This is a genomic window from Lacrimispora sphenoides JCM 1415 (genome assembly GCF_900105615.1).
Taxonomy (GTDB): Bacteria; Bacillota; Clostridia; order Lachnospirales; family Lachnospiraceae; genus Lacrimispora; species Lacrimispora sphenoides.
This window is the reverse complement of the sequence record NZ_LT630003.1, coordinates 1-15,382: the sequence shown is the minus strand read 5'-3', so window position 1 is coordinate 15,382 and position 15,382 is coordinate 1. Positions and strand designations below refer to the sequence as shown.

Annotated in this window: 22 protein-coding genes and 3 pseudogenes; 3 read left to right on the top strand and 22 right to left on the bottom strand. The window is 41.5% G+C overall.

Annotated features, from left to right (window positions below; all coding sequences use genetic code 11):
- Positions 1-274: 274 nt before the first annotated feature.
- From BMX69_RS00100 to BMX69_RS24875, 20 genes and pseudogenes are all read right to left on the bottom strand, one after another.
- A complete protein-coding gene (locus BMX69_RS00100) occupies positions 275-1,294 on the bottom strand; it encodes a tyrosine-type recombinase/integrase (protein WP_100041191.1) in 1,020 nt (339 codons plus the stop codon).
- Positions 1,295-1,632: 338 nt separating this feature from the next.
- Positions 1,633-2,652 carry a hypothetical protein gene (locus BMX69_RS00095; protein WP_100041190.1) on the bottom strand — a complete coding sequence of 340 codons (1,020 nt, stop codon included), beginning with the start codon at positions 2,650-2,652 and terminating at the stop codon, positions 1,633-1,635.
- On the bottom strand, positions 2,642-3,196 hold the full coding sequence (locus tag BMX69_RS00090; protein ID WP_157724374.1) for a putative phage tail protein: 555 nt from the start codon (positions 3,194-3,196) through the stop codon (positions 2,642-2,644). The genes BMX69_RS00095 and BMX69_RS00090 overlap by 11 nt, the downstream gene beginning before the upstream one ends.
- Positions 3,180-4,259 carry a baseplate J/gp47 family protein gene (locus BMX69_RS00085; RefSeq protein ID WP_054791513.1) on the bottom strand — a complete coding sequence of 360 codons (1,080 nt, stop codon included), beginning with the start codon at positions 4,257-4,259 and terminating at the stop codon, positions 3,180-3,182. The genes BMX69_RS00090 and BMX69_RS00085 overlap by 17 nt, the downstream gene beginning before the upstream one ends.
- A complete protein-coding gene (locus tag BMX69_RS00080) occupies positions 4,259-4,660 on the bottom strand; it encodes a DUF2634 domain-containing protein (protein ID WP_054791514.1) in 402 nt (133 codons plus the stop codon). The genes BMX69_RS00085 and BMX69_RS00080 overlap by 1 nt, the downstream gene beginning before the upstream one ends.
- Before the next feature lie 29 nt (positions 4,661-4,689).
- Entirely contained in the window at positions 4,690-5,004 is a 315-nt protein-coding gene (locus BMX69_RS00075) for a DUF2577 domain-containing protein (protein ID WP_100041188.1), read from the bottom strand.
- Positions 4,997-5,953 (bottom strand): XkdQ/YqbQ family protein, encoded by a 957-nt coding sequence (locus tag BMX69_RS00070; RefSeq protein ID WP_100041187.1) that lies wholly within the window; start codon positions 5,951-5,953, stop codon positions 4,997-4,999. Before BMX69_RS00070 ends, BMX69_RS00075 begins: the two co-directional genes overlap by 8 nt.
- Before the next feature lie 10 nt (positions 5,954-5,963).
- Positions 5,964-6,632, bottom strand: coding sequence for a LysM peptidoglycan-binding domain-containing protein (locus tag BMX69_RS00065; RefSeq protein ID WP_100041186.1), 669 nt, complete (start codon positions 6,630-6,632; stop codon positions 5,964-5,966).
- Positions 6,632-8,578, bottom strand: coding sequence for a phage tail tape measure protein (locus BMX69_RS00060; protein WP_100041185.1), 1,947 nt, complete (start codon positions 8,576-8,578; stop codon positions 6,632-6,634). Before BMX69_RS00060 ends, BMX69_RS00065 begins: the two co-directional genes overlap by 1 nt.
- A complete protein-coding gene (locus tag BMX69_RS00055) occupies positions 8,575-9,093 on the bottom strand; it encodes a hypothetical protein (protein ID WP_100041184.1) in 519 nt (172 codons plus the stop codon). Before BMX69_RS00055 ends, BMX69_RS00060 begins: the two co-directional genes overlap by 4 nt.
- Positions 9,094-9,152: 59 nt before the next feature.
- The gene (locus tag BMX69_RS24290; RefSeq protein WP_166433157.1) at positions 9,153-9,320 is read right to left on the bottom strand and encodes a hypothetical protein; all 168 of its coding nucleotides are present in this window, start codon (positions 9,318-9,320) and stop codon (positions 9,153-9,155) included.
- A 63-nt stretch (positions 9,321-9,383) separates the two neighbouring features.
- A pseudogene (locus BMX69_RS25070) lies at positions 9,384-9,557 on the bottom strand (phage tail assembly chaperone); the annotation flags it as partial.
- A pseudogene (locus BMX69_RS25065) lies at positions 9,544-9,687 on the bottom strand (hypothetical protein); the annotation flags it as partial. The pseudogenes BMX69_RS25065 and BMX69_RS25070, both read right to left, overlap by 14 nt.
- A gap of 95 nt (positions 9,688-9,782) precedes the next feature.
- On the bottom strand, positions 9,783-9,968 hold the full coding sequence (locus BMX69_RS25000) for a phage tail tube protein (RefSeq protein ID WP_334292467.1): 186 nt from the start codon (positions 9,966-9,968) through the stop codon (positions 9,783-9,785).
- A 122-nt stretch (positions 9,969-10,090) separates the two neighbouring features.
- On the bottom strand, positions 10,091-10,225 hold the full coding sequence (locus BMX69_RS24995) for a hypothetical protein (RefSeq protein ID WP_330387555.1): 135 nt from the start codon (positions 10,223-10,225) through the stop codon (positions 10,091-10,093).
- Positions 10,226-10,395: 170 nt separating this feature from the next.
- Positions 10,396-10,890: a phage tail sheath subtilisin-like domain-containing protein gene (locus BMX69_RS24615; protein ID WP_242941330.1), complete on the bottom strand. Its 495-nt coding sequence runs from the start codon at positions 10,888-10,890 to the stop codon at positions 10,396-10,398.
- A complete protein-coding gene (locus BMX69_RS24610) occupies positions 10,880-11,560 on the bottom strand; it encodes a phage tail sheath N-terminal beta-sandwich domain-containing protein (protein WP_242941329.1) in 681 nt (226 codons plus the stop codon). Before BMX69_RS24610 ends, BMX69_RS24615 begins: the two co-directional genes overlap by 11 nt.
- Positions 11,554-11,751, bottom strand: coding sequence for a hypothetical protein (locus BMX69_RS00035; protein ID WP_242941328.1), 198 nt, complete (start codon positions 11,749-11,751; stop codon positions 11,554-11,556). The genes BMX69_RS24610 and BMX69_RS00035 overlap by 7 nt, the downstream gene beginning before the upstream one ends.
- Before the next feature lie 13 nt (positions 11,752-11,764).
- Positions 11,765-12,178, bottom strand: coding sequence for a phage tail terminator family protein (locus BMX69_RS00030; protein WP_092240300.1), 414 nt, complete (start codon positions 12,176-12,178; stop codon positions 11,765-11,767).
- Entirely contained in the window at positions 12,171-12,293 is a 123-nt protein-coding gene (locus BMX69_RS24875; RefSeq protein WP_278280702.1) for a hypothetical protein, read from the bottom strand. The genes BMX69_RS00030 and BMX69_RS24875 overlap by 8 nt, the downstream gene beginning before the upstream one ends.
- A gap of 337 nt (positions 12,294-12,630) precedes the next feature.
- On the opposite strand from BMX69_RS24875, the gene BMX69_RS00025 reads away from it, so the two are divergent.
- The 3 genes from BMX69_RS00025 to BMX69_RS00015 are packed head-to-tail and all read left to right on the top strand — an operon-like array spanning position 12,631 to position 13,831.
- Complete coding sequence (locus tag BMX69_RS00025; protein WP_100041183.1) at positions 12,631-13,113, top strand: helix-turn-helix domain-containing protein; 483 nt, start codon at positions 12,631-12,633, stop codon at positions 13,111-13,113.
- On the top strand, positions 13,106-13,591 hold the full coding sequence (locus tag BMX69_RS00020; RefSeq protein ID WP_330387553.1) for an ImmA/IrrE family metallo-endopeptidase: 486 nt from the start codon (positions 13,106-13,108) through the stop codon (positions 13,589-13,591). The genes BMX69_RS00025 and BMX69_RS00020 overlap by 8 nt, the downstream gene beginning before the upstream one ends.
- A gap of 57 nt (positions 13,592-13,648) precedes the next feature.
- Positions 13,649-13,831: a DUF6774 domain-containing protein gene (locus tag BMX69_RS00015; protein ID WP_054791520.1), complete on the top strand. Its 183-nt coding sequence runs from the start codon at positions 13,649-13,651 to the stop codon at positions 13,829-13,831.
- A gap of 157 nt (positions 13,832-13,988) precedes the next feature.
- Here the strand turns inward: BMX69_RS00015 and BMX69_RS00010 are convergent, their stop codons facing one another.
- A complete protein-coding gene (locus tag BMX69_RS00010) occupies positions 13,989-15,194 on the bottom strand; it encodes an AI-2E family transporter (RefSeq protein WP_100041182.1) in 1,206 nt (401 codons plus the stop codon).
- A gap of 55 nt (positions 15,195-15,249) precedes the next feature.
- Positions 15,250-15,382 (bottom strand): annotated as a pseudogene (locus tag BMX69_RS25060) (DNA polymerase III subunit delta); the annotation flags it as partial.

The window sequence follows — 15,382 nt, the reverse complement described above, 5'->3', positions numbered from 1 at the left end:
CATTGATGTTAATTTGCGGAATGCTACCACGCAGGGTAATCCGTTAATGTATCGTTTGGAAACCTAGGTCGGCAAGCGGTATTCTTATCCAGTCTTACCGCCAGAATAACAATAAATTTACGCCATACCTATACGACGATAATAACTATATCAGCATTTTACTTAGTCACCTCTCACGACTCCATATTGCGCATTCCCAACTTTTGTGCTAAAAAATGGTAAACTTAATAAAGCACCCGTTTCCGACCACTTAAAATCAATCCATATCAGCTATTTATGCAAACTTTCGGTGTGATTCCTTGACATTTTCTTCCTGAACCGTACAGTAAATCATTGTAGTATCTAGTTTTTCATGCCCCAGAAGCTTTGACACTTGCTCCACCGGCATCCCTTTATTTAACAAATCTGTTGCTATAGTTCTACGGAACCGATGCGGATGAACCTTCTTCACACCCGCACGTCGTCCAAGCTCCCGAAGCATATACTGAACTCCGGCAACTGTCAGGCGAGCGTGTGGCTGATCCAATGTAGTAAATAAAGGCTTATTTTCCAATTCTTCTTCGGTTATTTCCTCCTCCTTCATACGCTCTTTAAGGTAACGCTTCAAGTAAAACTTGGCATTATCCGTCAGATAAACCTTTCTTTCCTTACTTCCCTTACCAAATACAATCAACTCCTGCCTCCCCATTTCAATATCACAAACATTCAGTGACGCCAACTCTGATACCCTGACACCTGTACTGTATAAAAACTCCATAATTGCACGATCCCTCAGTTCCGTACAATTAATCCTAAGTGCTTCCATTTCTTCCTGGGAAAACGGTTTTTTAATGGTCTTGGCTAGCTTCAGGATTCCGACACGCTTAACCGGGTTACTGGTCACAAGCTCTTCTGTGGTAAGGAAATCCCAGAAGCTAGATAAATAATGCAGCCTTGTCTGCATGGTGGTCATTTTGATGCCGTGTTGCTCCCTCATGACCCCGTAATAATAACGCAAATCCATGGCTGTAATGTCCTCAATCCTCTTTCCTAAAAAATCCAGCATCTTACAGATTTCCGTTGTATACTGCTTTAAGGTATTATCCTGCCGGTTAACTGCTTTCTTGCTGGCCACAAACATTTTCACTTTCATGGCGTCACCATCAATGCCCGTTTCTGTCACCTCGTAACATTCTTCCTTAACCTCAACGCCATGAAAATTGATATACAATGCATTGTGCAGCTGCTCCATCTGCCCGCCATCTAGGTGTGGCATCATGGCATTGATCACTTTCTCCAGTATCTGTTCTATCATTTGTATAAGCCCTCCTTTGATGTCTATTTTAAAAGGAATGGCCGATTTGGTCTACCACCAGCTCAATAATATGCTGATATGAGTTATTATCGTCGTATCAGGTATGGCGTAAATTTATTGTTGATTCTGGCGGTAGAGACTGGATAAGAATACCGCTTGCCGACCTAGGGTTTCCAAACGATACATTAACGGATTACCCCTGCGTGGTAGCACTTCCGCAAATTAACATCAATGATACCGTAAATACTAATAGAGATGTCCAAATATTATGCTCAAAACCGAATACAGACCGCAGATCTATAGAGCTATTACTTAACAGGGCATTTTCAGGCGGAGTACTATTCTCTGTCTGGTATATTGCTTAAATGATCATTTTCCAATACGAATTCCCACAATATTTTGTATAGTAGCAGTATTATAACTATACTCATGGGTCCATTCTGGTATATTCTGGTTTTGCTTATAACGTTGGTATAAAATGTGGTTGCCACAACCGCATTGGAAAAAACTATCTCGAAGCGATAAAGGTCAGTGTAATTTGGTTGTACGTTTACAGCAAATCCTATTAACGCATTTTGTGTTTCACTGAACCAGTTTTTCAGGCAGATCGTCGGATTCCAGTCGATTAAGACTTGAAACAAATGATACCCGTAAAAGGACTTAGTTGTTTCATATGTCCGGTTATATTGTGCCGTACCACTAAAAAGATTCTCCCTTACAATCCCCGTATTATTTAAATCAGCATTTAATTGAGTATACATATCATACAACGTCTTCCCATACCTTGCATCCAAAGCATACCCTGCTGCCGTAGTCTGCCCGTTATTGACCAACTTCCCAACAGTAATTATCCCCGTTTTAAAATTATTAAAATCTTGAATAAACTTTTTCACCTTCCCCAGAAACATCTTTGATGTCTCCCCTTCAGAAGGAACCGGAAATTCAGATGTTATAGTTTCAAGCGAACCTATCTTTGTCCCAGAAATATCGCCCCCGGAAGCCGAAACCTTAGCATTCCAATTGCTTTTCTCTGTATCCGTCACAAAACGGTGAGCCGCATCCTGAGTGGCATCCGATGCCAGTCCGGAAAATGCTATATTTTTCATCTCCGAAAACCACTTTTGTATTTTTCCATGGGAGACTGATAATTTTTCTCCTGATACAATGTTATTACGTAAAATTTCCTGGCTGAACTCAGTAACTACATTGGAAGCATTTCCATTACGATCAAGCTTCCGATCACTCATTCCCGTCAGCGTTTCATCTAATATATCCATAGCCTTATTGTATTCTGAAATATCATAAAAATCATCTTCACTAGGCTTCGGAAACTTATAATTTTTTGTTTCATTTCCCATTGATAAGCACCTCATTTCTTATCTGCCTGTGACTCCAGGCTGCTAATTGTTTATGAGTAAATTCACAGAGCAAACTGTGTTGATTATAAAGCAGGTCCAAGTCTATGACCATATTGCAAGGTACAAATTCCTCCAGCATTTCCTTCACTTCATAAAAATTCCGTTTACTCTTTAATGCCACCCTAACAGTAATAACCTTTTTCGGATCAATTTTCAACGTAAAACCATCCTCCCCGCATAATATAGAGAGTTTTTGCCTTAACGTTACCTTTGTATATGGAATCATTCGATTCCATTTTGATAACACCATAAAGCGTCTGTCAGTCAGCGTATCATCAGGCAAAGACTGGATAAGCAGCATTTTTTCGTAACGTTTAATACTTTTACTGTCGGAGCTTGAAATGAACTGATTGTTAAACACAACCTCTGTTTCATCCTCCAACCTCTGTATCTCCGGTTGGATCAGCTCCTGTACGGCTCTCATTTCTTCATATTCCTTAATAAAGTCAGGAATATAGGACAGTAAATCAACTTCTCGAATCAATTTCAATCCCCCCATATATTGGAATCTGGTACTTATTTAATTCCAGATTCTCTGCTGCTCCATTTATACGTGTGCTGCTGATATCATAAATACCCTGGATTCCCAAAATTCTTGATTCCAGTTGTGAGATTCTTACAATACACCCATGATCTCCAAGACCTTCCCATGAAGCTCTTAGTTCTCCCAAATAAGCATCAACCGCACTCTCTATCTGTTCCAGTAAAACCTTATAAGGATAGTTGTTATCAAATTCCAGAGTACTGTTAATCTGTATCTTCACTTCCTTGGCAGTATCCACGGTTACAATATGATCAATCGGTGCAAGACCATCTCCGCCTCCACTTTGCTCAGGATCAATTGTTTCCTGAACAGTTTGTACTAAAAGATCGGAAGCCTTGTTAAAGTTAGAATCCAGTATTGTTAATTTAACAGTAGAACCACCATTCCATGCCCTGGTTATTTTCGTTGCTCCAACTCCCGGAATGCCATTGGTTTTATCCTTGTAGTCCTTTCGGTTTCCGCTAAAAGGTTTCTCATGAAAAGAATCAAAATAAACTTTTCGGAACACCTCCGTCTCCTCATCGTCTTCTCCAGGAATTAGCAGTTCTGTCATTTCCATAGCTGTCAGTCCCGGAATATTCAATAACGGAATCAATCGGCCAAACTGGTGATTCCCATTAGTTCCGGCAGCTTCGCATGTAATCTGATAGATTCCTCCGCCCATGCTGCCCGAAATCACATAATAGTTAAGCCCCAGACGGAAACGGTCACCAATTGAAATCGCGGCTGTATCAGGGGTCGCTACCGCTTTTAAAACAGCTCTGGTTGCTTCTTTTGGCTGCAATCCCCGCTCTCCTGCTCTACGAATTAAATTTTCTCTGGATGCAGTATCTGCAAAGGTTTCGTTTAAAATTGTATCAAATTCTATGTACATGATCTGCATTTCTGCCGCCGCTGCAGTTAGCGCCGTATAAATCAGAGATCCCTCCCTTTTATCCAATCCCTTGGGAACCCGATCCAACATTCGTTTCAAAATAACTTCATACGTCATATTTTCATACATTATATATCCACCTCCTTCTCTACCTCAAATTCACCCAAAATGGTATGAACTGTAAACTTTACATGGAGTATCCTCCCATTGCTTTCAAAGGAAAACGTGTCAACGCTTTGAATCCTGTCATCCTGCTGTAATGCTTCTTTAATTCTCTTTTTGATCTTTGCTTTTACCAGCCCTGCCGACTTTCCGAATAAACCTTTAAGCTCCATGCCGTAATTCCAACTGTATATCAGCCAATCAAACCGCTCTGTATTAAGAATACAGAAAACCGCTTGCCTTACCGCCTCCAGACCATCTGCCATTCCAATCACACGCTTCTTTTCCATATCCAGTCGAAAAGTCTTTGACGGCATATGAACAACCTTAAAATCCTGCTCTAAAATATTACCTGCCACCGGAATCATGGCAACACCTCCTTTCTTTCATGAACCTATTACCACATACCTATCACTACATACTGTTGTCCGCCTCTCTTCTGAAGCAGAAGAATCCTTTGACCTGCTTTTAATCCATTTTTTATGGTTACAGACACCTCTCCCATTCCCGGAATATTCATCACCTCCGCATGATCAGTGAATTGCTTCGGCAAAATAACCTGTAAATTGGACAGGATTGTTTTTTGGTCAATTTGTATTTCCATTGGATTTTCCTTTATTACAGTTCCTGGAATTACATCACATGGATCTCCAGCTTCAATAGCCTGAATTACAATCCGTTTAATATTTTCAATCCACTCTACATCAGCCACTGATTTTCGCCCCTCTCAATGTTAAATCCATGGTATGCACCCCCTCATCAATCTTATGGGCTGCAGACTCGATCACCAGATAGTTTTTTACTCCCATATCCTTTATATCCAGAAATACCGGAATCAGACAACCTGCACGTACCCGGATATCTCCAAAGGCGTCTTTGATGGACAGGATCCGGGAGGGGCGGTTGTATAAAGTCAAATATGTTTCTGCAATCGCCTGGCCGTCTACCCCTTGATCGATGGACTCGTCTTTCTGCAGAATCCCCCACTTGTTGATATTTTCGGTGTGTTTAGTCATATAGATTTCTCTTTGTTTTGTATCATTATTATCGCAATACAGCTTGATCTGATTGTAAGTATTACTGTCAATGCTTACCTTATAGTCATAATCCTGAGCTGTCTTGTCATCAATCATAATGTCAAGCTTCATGTTCTCCATATTTTTTAGGGTGAGCTTTCCTGCATCGTCATAAAAGGTAAACAGATTTTTCGTATGTATCATTGCAAGATCCAAGTTGTTTAAGATAATATCAAACAACGTTTTATCCTTTTCTTTTCTGGATATTCTATCACCCGTATCCTGTAATTCTCCCGTTTCCAAGTGATAATCATTGGCTATCATCTGGATCACTTCTCCGGCAGTTAAATCCGTGTAATTATAGGTATCTTTATTTTTCAGATACCTAAGCTGATCATAAGCGGTAACCTTCACCTCTCCGTTGCTGCTCCAGTTACGCTCAAAAATAAATCCGAAGAAAACAGGTTTTTTATCCACATCCAGACGGAGGGCATTGCCCTCCTCAATCTGGAGGCACCTGTCTGGGATTAGGGTGAAAGAGCACTTTCCAGGCTGCCCTCTTCGCTGTGTTTCCCAGGTAATAGCCCCTTTCACCACCGGCTCATATACGGTCTGACCGTTCTGGATATATAAATGTGCTTCCATTTCCTACCTCCTATGGCATGGTGAGAACCTGCCCTGGATAAATAACATTTGGATTTGTTATCTTGTCCCGGTTTAGATTATGGATTTCCTGCCACCGGTTCCCATTGCCAAGCTGTTTTTTTGCTATGGACCATAGACAGTCTCCCTTTGCGACTGTGTAATTCTTTACCTGCGCCGGCTCTCCATGACGTTCCTCTTCCTGCTGCACAGACTCTATTTCCTGCTTCTCTTCAACAATAGTAAAATTCATAATTTTAGTTCCATAATTTTTATATTCCTTCATTGTGAGGGAAACGATAAGGTCGAGTCCTTCACTTACATCATCTGTAACCTTATAATCTTCCAGAATTACATCCATACTGGTATCAAAAAGACTGTTCCCCCCCATCCCTTGCCGGATAACGGTAAATTCAAAGGGGTTTTGGCCCTCCCTTAACTCCTGGAGCTTTTCCAGAAAATCCTCTGACCCGTTAATGCTTCCATCCCAAATTGCACTGGGATAATCCATCTGGGGAATAATCACATCAATGCTTATTTCCGCAAGACCAAATGGTTTGACCAGATTAATTTCTTCGCCGTTAATCAGGTTCACCGTCTTATTCTGTCCGTTATACTTTACGGGTATTTTTTCCGGTGGCAGCGGAAGAAGCATATCGTCAATGTAAACTTCATATGCCATTATATATTCACTCCTTCCGCAGCTGAAGCAAGAATTTCGCTGGTAGCATCCCCGAGTCTGCGGTACATTTCATCAATATCAGCCACATTCTTTATGGTATTGTTGTTATTTACATCTAACTTCAGTTCCGCAAGAGTGAACCGGTTGATGATTTCCTGTTCTGCAGCATCTCGCATATATTTTAATTCCTCATCCATGATATCCATTGAGTCTGCCATGGCTGCTGTATTCATGGCAGTATCTCCGGTACTCTGGGCAATACTGTCAGTTGTTCCGGGCAAGTCTGATTGTGAGGACCGTCCTCCGAAGAAACCTTTTATCTTATCAAAGCCTCCCTTTGCGTTATCTTCAATACCTTTTCCAGACTCATACCACTTATGATAGTTATCACTATAATTCAATCGCTCCGGAGACCAGTTGAGACCAGCTAACACTTGATCTATATCCAGTTTTTCAGCTTTGACTTCATATGTTCCATTTCCATATTTATCAGCAAGCTCATCGGCAAGATTCGATAAATTATCCCGCCAGCCTTTCACAGTATCTGCCATATGTGTACCAAATATAAAATCCAGGCCCTGTGCTATTTTTTGTATAACACCAAGAACTCTATCGCCTAAATCTGCAAATAAGTGTATCACCGAAGCTACCGGATCATGAAACAGATTTCCGAAAAAGTTTGCAAAAGCTACCCAGCCATTATAATAATATTCAATGACTCCTAAACCAATTTCCAGGATCCCCATTAGTATATTGGCTATAAATGCAGCGGCTACCGCGAAAGCACCGCATATTATCCCGGTTGCACTGTAAGAGGTTCCGGCAAATTTATTAACAGCAGCTACACCTGCATAAAAAAGCGCTATTAATATGATAATTGCCATAATTATAAAATTAATAGGGCAGGTAGCTAATGCTGCATTTAACCCTTCGTGAGCTAATTTTGATGCAAAAGCAGCTGCTGCTGCAGCCCAATTGCAAGTTGTCTCCCACACCAAAGCAGCCGCATTCTTTATTATCTCAATCCACCCTTCCTTCATGGTCGCATTGTAAACAATCAAAGCCGCAATAATTCCCCATAGAACAGGCTCAATCACAGGCCATATTTCTGCAAAAGCTCTCCCCACAACTCCTGCTACAAATCCAATGGCACCAAAAATCCCGCTGATTTCACCAACATTTCCTTTAAGCCCGTTTGTGAAGCTGTTGATCGCTTTGGTTATATTGTCAACTGTACTGCCTATGGGACCGGCAAGTCCCATATTTACCGTCTTTGCCAAAGAGCTCAGTGCGCTGGCTGCATCGTTGTATTTTATGTTATTTAATTCTTCAAGGTGTTCCGTTGACAGTTCTACGGACCCATCCAAGTTAGACAATGCCATGATTCCTTCACTGCCAAGCTCTCTCCAGGCACTGCCAAACAGTTTCATTCCTGCTATATTCCTACTGACGGGATCTTCCATACTGCTTAAAGCGGCGATGGTCTGCTGGAATGCCTGCTTTGCCGTTTCACCACCACTTCCGAATGCCTCGGTCATCCTGCCAGCATTAAGCCCCAAAGCTGAAAAACCTTCCTGAGCGTCCTTTCCTCCGCCAACAGCCCTTAATGAAAATTCCTTTACAGCCTCACCTAAAGTACTGACTGAAACCTCTCCATTCTGCGCTCCATTAATCAGCATGTTAAACATTTCTGCCCCTTCAAAGCCCAAGTTTTTAAACTGAGAAGAGTATTCATTGATCGAATCAAGCAGTTTTCCATTTTTATCAAGTCCAGCCTGGGTTGCCTGTACGATTAAGTCTAATGACTGGGCACCGGTAGCCCCAAACCGCTCCTGCAGCACTCCTGCAGTGCGGATACTGTCTGCCAGGCCGTAACCAAAGGTGTCTTTAAGGAGCAATCCTGCTCTTGTAAGCTGCTCCAGGCTATCACCTGTCTGACCAGTCATCTGATGTACGAAGATAAACTCTTTGCTGCATCTTCAGGACTGCCGCTTATGTTATCCACATATAGATTTTTAGCACTTTGCTTTGCCATATCCAGATCCTGCCCCTGCATTCCGGTCCTAGACTGTATGAGATTTCCGGCTGCTTTTATATCATTTGCCTGGTTAAATATATCCATAGGACTGGTGTTGATTCCCATCTTACCTAAACCAGATAATGCTTTATCCCAGAGTTTCTTCATATCCTGGAGTTTGCTCTTACCATCATCAATGGTTTTATTTAACTCTTCCTGCTTTTCCTTGGCCTGTACGATTACTTCAGTGACCTGTTCAAATTGAATTCCCATACTCTGAATATCTGTTATGGATGCCGACATCCCTGGCAAGCCTATAAAACCACCTGTCGCCATCTGGAATTTTCGAAAAGACTGGCTTGTAATATTGATTGACTGATTGATCTTCATTAATACGGAGGAGGCTCCATCCTGAAGCTGTATTGAATTTTGTATTGTTGCCAAACGCTTTCCCTCCTTTCTTTTTTTTGGAAGAACACCCTAAAAGATGCTCTTCCATTCTTCTATCTTTTTCTGGCACTCTTCGTCTTTTGTGCCTCTTTCTTGTCATTTTCCAGCTTAAGCTGTACCGCTGCCATAACAAACGCCCGTTCATACCTGTCCAGGCTTAGAAACTCATGAGGCCATTTGTGGAGCTTGTGGAGGCAATAGTAAGCAATATTTGCTTCCATATCACCCCTTCTATCAGTTTTTTGCCTCTTCAACCTGCTCTTCCAGTGTAATATCAAAACCATTCACTTGCTGAATCGTTCCAGATAACCTGCGTATTCGCCTGCAGTCAGCATGGCCTTTAAAAGTCCGTCTGCCCCCATAACATGATAGGAATCCTGTAATTCCTTATCATTTAGGTTAGGGTAAACCGTACATTCAGCTGCCAGCTTCCCAAGATAAAGGTTATAATCCGTCTCCTGGGTATACTGTCCCTTTTTTCCTGTTACCTGAACCCTTTTCGTGCTCTCTTTTCTTAGGGATCATCTTCTTTAGAGTAATGGCTTTAATCTCCCATTCCACAGGTTTTTTTCCCGGACCTAAAAAACGTTTGGAAGCAACGAACTTTTCATGCTCCGCCTTAACTGCATTCTGGCTTAAAAAAACAACTTAAATCTCCCATATCCTTTTATTCCTTTCTTCTTTTACTGCATTCCCGCAAGATTGCTGAATCTTTCAGGCATCTCCCAGCTTTCAAATGTGAATTCAAACTCATCTTCTAAGTATTCTCCTGTTGCATCAAATTTGGTGATAATTCCTCCATTTAAGTTGCAATCCTTTAAAATCACAGTCTGACGGCCTACCCTGGAAGCAGGGTCCTCATTGGTCACCTGGATATCAAAATAGATATCATTTCCGGTCTGCTGGAACTTGTATAAAATATCCGGAAAATGCTTGTATGTAATGGAAAGTTAGCTGATCCCTTCCTTTCATCCCACGGTCTTATTCCCCTTCATGCTCGTCCCAGAATCGGGATCTCTGATTTTACCTTTTCAATCTTAGCCTCCAGGTTTAAAGCCTGCATAAAATTATAACGTTCGTTTCCGATTGATATAGCACTCTGCTTTGTGGCCTGATAGCGTCCCATGCGTCCATTGTAATATTATCATGTTCATTACCCCTTTCTTATGATACAATTACTGTCATGTATAAGATGCTCATGGAATTAATCGGTTTCACCGGGAAATTCACCACAACGGACCGCTTGCCCAGTCCCTTTCCACAGTAACCTCTTCCGAATTTACAGCTTCAATCCCCTTAATACCGCCAGCTGTTTCCATATGTAACAATGTCATTCCAAAGACTTACCCGTCCTGCATCGTCATTTGAAATCTTACCCAGGTAACGTGTATGGAAAAGAGAAGCAACGTCATTTCCAATCTGGTCCAGAACGCGGACTGTCTGGTTGTTAGAGAAATCTTCCCCTTTTTCCTCTGTATAAGTAACCAAAGTATTACTGTCAGTCAGAATCCTGATTTCACTTCCTACACTGTGAAGCATAAGTTTACCTGCCCTTATTGCATCAGCAAGCTGAGCCTGGGTATGGGAAGCCTTAACGGTATACTCCCCGTCATAAACTTTATTTTCAATGGTCTTGTTGACAGGGCATGCGGCTTCTGCGCCAGCAACCCAATAAACAAGGCCTGTAGCTGATTCTTTCGCTTCATTCTCAACGGAGATGACACCCTCGTAATCAGCCTTGGAATACTGGTGTAATACAGTCTGGAACTTCACACCAGCTTCATCCCTCATACGTTTTGTAAATGCTGTAAACAAAGCTTTTACCCTTACCGTCAGCAGAAGGACAGCAAAGAATCTGGAAGGAAGCACTCTCCATCTTATCCAGGAATTCTGCATAATCCTCTCCTGTCACATCAGCACCATTGGCACCTCCTGTAAAGGGAAGTCCTGCCGTTTCTGCCAGTTCGGCATCCTTTTTAAATATGACGTAACTGTTATCCATCAGCTCTTTTGCCTCTGCAACTGTCTGGCGATCAACTTCTCTTCCTGCAAACAGGGTCTTCACATCAAATTTTGAATTATTATCAACATTTTTCGCAATAATGGTCATCAGATTATTTCCTCTGTTACCAGAGTATTTTGCCGTGCCATATTCGTTTGCCCCATGTGTCCCTGTATTCAAGCGGTAAAAAATTCCCTTCGTCATATTTCGGAAAAGCTCTCTGACCGGAAGCATAGCCGCATCGTCCATTGCATAGCCAAAAATTTCTTTACACCTTTTCTGGAAATCCTCTGATGTAACCTCAAATATCTCTTTCTCCGGTCCCCATTCAAGAACCATAGGGATTGCTGCCACCCCCCTGTTTCCCATGGATGCGCCTGCCGAAGCAGTACTTACAAAATTGATATATGCACCAGGAAATACTTTGTTTTGAATTGTAAAATTTCCTCCACCTAACATACTTTCACCTTTCCTTTCATAAATTGATTTATGATTTCTTCTGCTTCTGTTACAGAATATACTTTCCTATCATCAAACAAAGCACTTATTAAGTCCCTCTGATTACGATACTTTTCTGAACTGATCAGCTGATCCTTTGTATAACGTATTACGCTGGTCCCGTCCGTTTCTTTTACGTTCTTTTTTGCCACGATAACACCTCTTTCATTTTAATTTAATATCTTCCATGAATTCTTCCGACTCCCCGTTTTTTAAAATGTAGACCTGATAATCCACCAGGAAGTTTAGGGCCTCCCCTTCGCTTTTACCCTTTCTGCTGCTGCCTCTTATCAAAGAGCCGTTTTCCAGAGTAATGTATTCCAGTTTATCCATAAGAACATCCAGAACAAGATTCCTGTCCCTTGAGGGCTGTACTGAATTCTGGCAGTTATACGTTACATACATGCTTATGCTGCGGAAATAACGCTGCCCGTTCACTGGCTTTTCAAACGTCTCTAAAAGTCCGACTTCAAAATAAGGTTCAGAAATCCCTTCCCCAAAAGGGCTTGTATCGATCCTGGCTTCCGGAAAAAACTCTTCCAACCGTTTGATAACTCCATCCATGATTTCGTTATACATATAATCCCCCCTTTCCTATGCCTCCAGCCTTTCCTTCCGGCACCTGCCTTTCCCTAAACCGGATTCGTTCCTTTTTTGTCGGACTTCTTACCTTCCCTTGTTCTTTCACTTTCATAGGATTCTCCTTTTCTCAGTCCATTGTAGTCATTTAGTCTACATGATTGGTAAAAAAAATACTCTTTTTCCGCAATTATGCAATCCTCAATAACCTGTACAGCTTTTTAATCGTTTGAAAGATTCAGTTTTGCTGCAACTGCCCCTTTTCCAGTTCGGGCTATTTAATTTCATCAATAAGCTGAACTGTATCTTTCATACTTTCTTTCTTTTCTTTTGTAGTCATATTGTCTACATTTGTTATCATACTCCCATGTCCTATATTTGTCAACAACATTTTGCAATTTTGTTGAATATCTTTCTACACCGTGATATAATACCGTTATGGAGGTGATCCTGTGGAAATAGGACAGATTATTAAAAGGAGACGGGAAGAGCTTGGGATCTCGCAGGAAGAATTGGCGTTAAAGGCCGGCTATAAATCCCGTTCTTCCATTAATAAAATCGAGGTAGACGGAAGAGGGCTTCCCCAGTCAAAGATCATAGCAATTGCCAATGCTTTGAGGACAACCCCAGCCTATCTCATGGGTTGGGAAAGCGATACTGCTTCCGCTTTTGACTATATCAGCGGACGTTTCGGGGAATATGCCGGAGAAATGATTGAGAATTTTCACCGTTTAAATGAGAAAGGGCAGAAAGAAGCCCTAAAACGTGTCAGAGAAATGGTTCATATCCCCGAATACGTAAAAAGCCAAAGCCCGGTTAATATTTTTAATACTGACAGCAGAACCTACCTGGAACCGGTTGCAGCCCATGAACGGACCGACATTGAGGTGACAGAAGAAATGAAGAAGCACGATGATGCCTTTTTTGATGAATAAAAGACAACTCATTGAGGTGATTTATTTGAACTATGAATCTTTATTAGAAGAAGCGGATTCCCATGGAATCATCATAAAGGAACGGCCGCTGATAGCCAATGACGGCAGGATTAAAGGCACCCAGATATTGATCCGCCAGGATATGACAGATTGTCAGAAGGCTTGCGTTCTGGCGGAAGAGCTGGGACATTACCATACCACCACCGGCGATATTCTGGACCAGTCCGATGTGTCCAACCAGAAGCAGGAGCGTACTGCAAGGCTTTGGGCTTACAATAAAATGATAACCCTTGATAAGCTGGTGGCGGCAAAAGAAGCCGGATGCCGGAATGGGTACGAAATTGCGGAACATCTGGATGTAACGGAAGAGTTTTTGCTTGATGCCATTCACTGCTATCAGACAATATACGGAAAAGGACTGCAAAAAGATAATTATCTGATACTATTTGAACCTTTTAACATCTATAAAATAGTGTAAGATATTTTCTGTCTTGCCGCCCCTCTGGCACATATACTATCCAGAGGTGATATATTTATGCAACCCTGTGAACTTGTAATTCTTATATCTACCATGGCCTGCCGTATCGCCGAGGGACGGTCTGCTGATGAAATCGCTTTGATAAGTTCCATATTTTCACAGCTTGGTGATACACTGAGTACCATTTCAGCCTATCAGGATCTCTGTTGTAATAACGATGAAGAAAAAAACACCAGCTGATGAAATTTGCTGAGATAAAAGGGGGATTCCGTAATACCCGGTCCATAAAGAAAGGAGTGCTATTTCCATAGACGAACAATCATCTATGGAAGCAGCACTCTATCTTATGCCATAAACAGAAAAGCAGGTTCTTAAGAACCTGCTCACTTAGGTAAATCTACTTCTTATGGCCGGAAGAGACATCATCCGGGAAAGGGTCCGCATTGACTGGGACCGGCTCTGCATAAGCTTCCCGAACCTTTTTCTCCCTGGCTGCAATGACATCCCCGGCAATAATCTTTAATATATGAACCACGGGTACTGCCAGAACCATCCCCCATATCCCTGCAATTGCACCACCCACAGTGATTCCTATAACAATCAAAGCCGGGCTTAAGGAAAATGAGGTTCCCATAAGCTTTGGCTGTATCACATTTCCATCAATCTGCTGAGTAACAAGTAAAACCAGACCGGCAATCGCCCCTGTATTGATTCCGCTCGTACACGCAATAATAATCACAACGCCTATGGAGCCAAAAATTGAGCCAAAGTAAGGGATAATATTGCAGATCCCCAGCATGACCCCAAGCGCCAGCGAATACCTGGAACCAAGTATGGTAAATTCAATGGTGGTAATCGTACATAAAATCAGGGAATCTAAAAGCTGGCAGACAATAAACTTTTTAAAACTGTCATTGATAATGGTTCCGTACCTTAAAGCTGCATTTCTGGTTTTTTCTTGAAGAAACAAATCCATGAGCCGCTTCATCTGAAATTTAACATTATGAGTTTCCAGAAGGAAATACACGGAAGATACAATTGTAATAAATCCGCTAAAAATATGGGAAGTAACTCCCAAGACAGCATTTAGTGAGCCCATTACTTCTTTCAGGCCAATTCCTTCCAACACATTTTTCCAGGCAGTCTGGGGCGGCAAAATCTCTCCCAGCTTATCCGATAAGCCAAACTTTTCTAACGGCAGTTGTTCAATAGCCGTTATGGCGTTACTATAATAAGTATTGAAATTTGTTATAAAATCCAAAATGCTTCTCTGAAGCAGGGGAATTCCCTTGTTAATAACCAGAACAACAACAGAGATAAATAAAGCATAAATAATAAAAACACTGATCCCCCTGGACCTCTTTTGAAACGGACTGGATTTAAGCCTGTTTAAGCGTCGTTCAAGCGCAGAACATGGGATATTCAGCAGATATGCTATGACAAATCCATAAAAGAAGGGAATAAGTACTTTTGTAGATGATTTAAGCCAAACCATCACATCTGAAACATTCATAACAATTTTATAAAATATAATAACCAGCATAGCAAGCAGCAGCCTTGATAAAAATACCCTTATCTGCTTTTTTTTCAACAATTCTTCCATCCTGACCTCCTTTCCAAATAAAATAACCAAGTTTTACCGGTTTAATCGTTAAACCCTAATATTTTTGTGTCAGCAGCAATTCCACCGCCATTCGGTCATTTAACCTCCCGGTCTTAACTGCTTCTTCTGTTTCCACACACAAGTTTACATAAGACAAAATCTGATCTTTGGAAAAAGTCCTTGCCTGT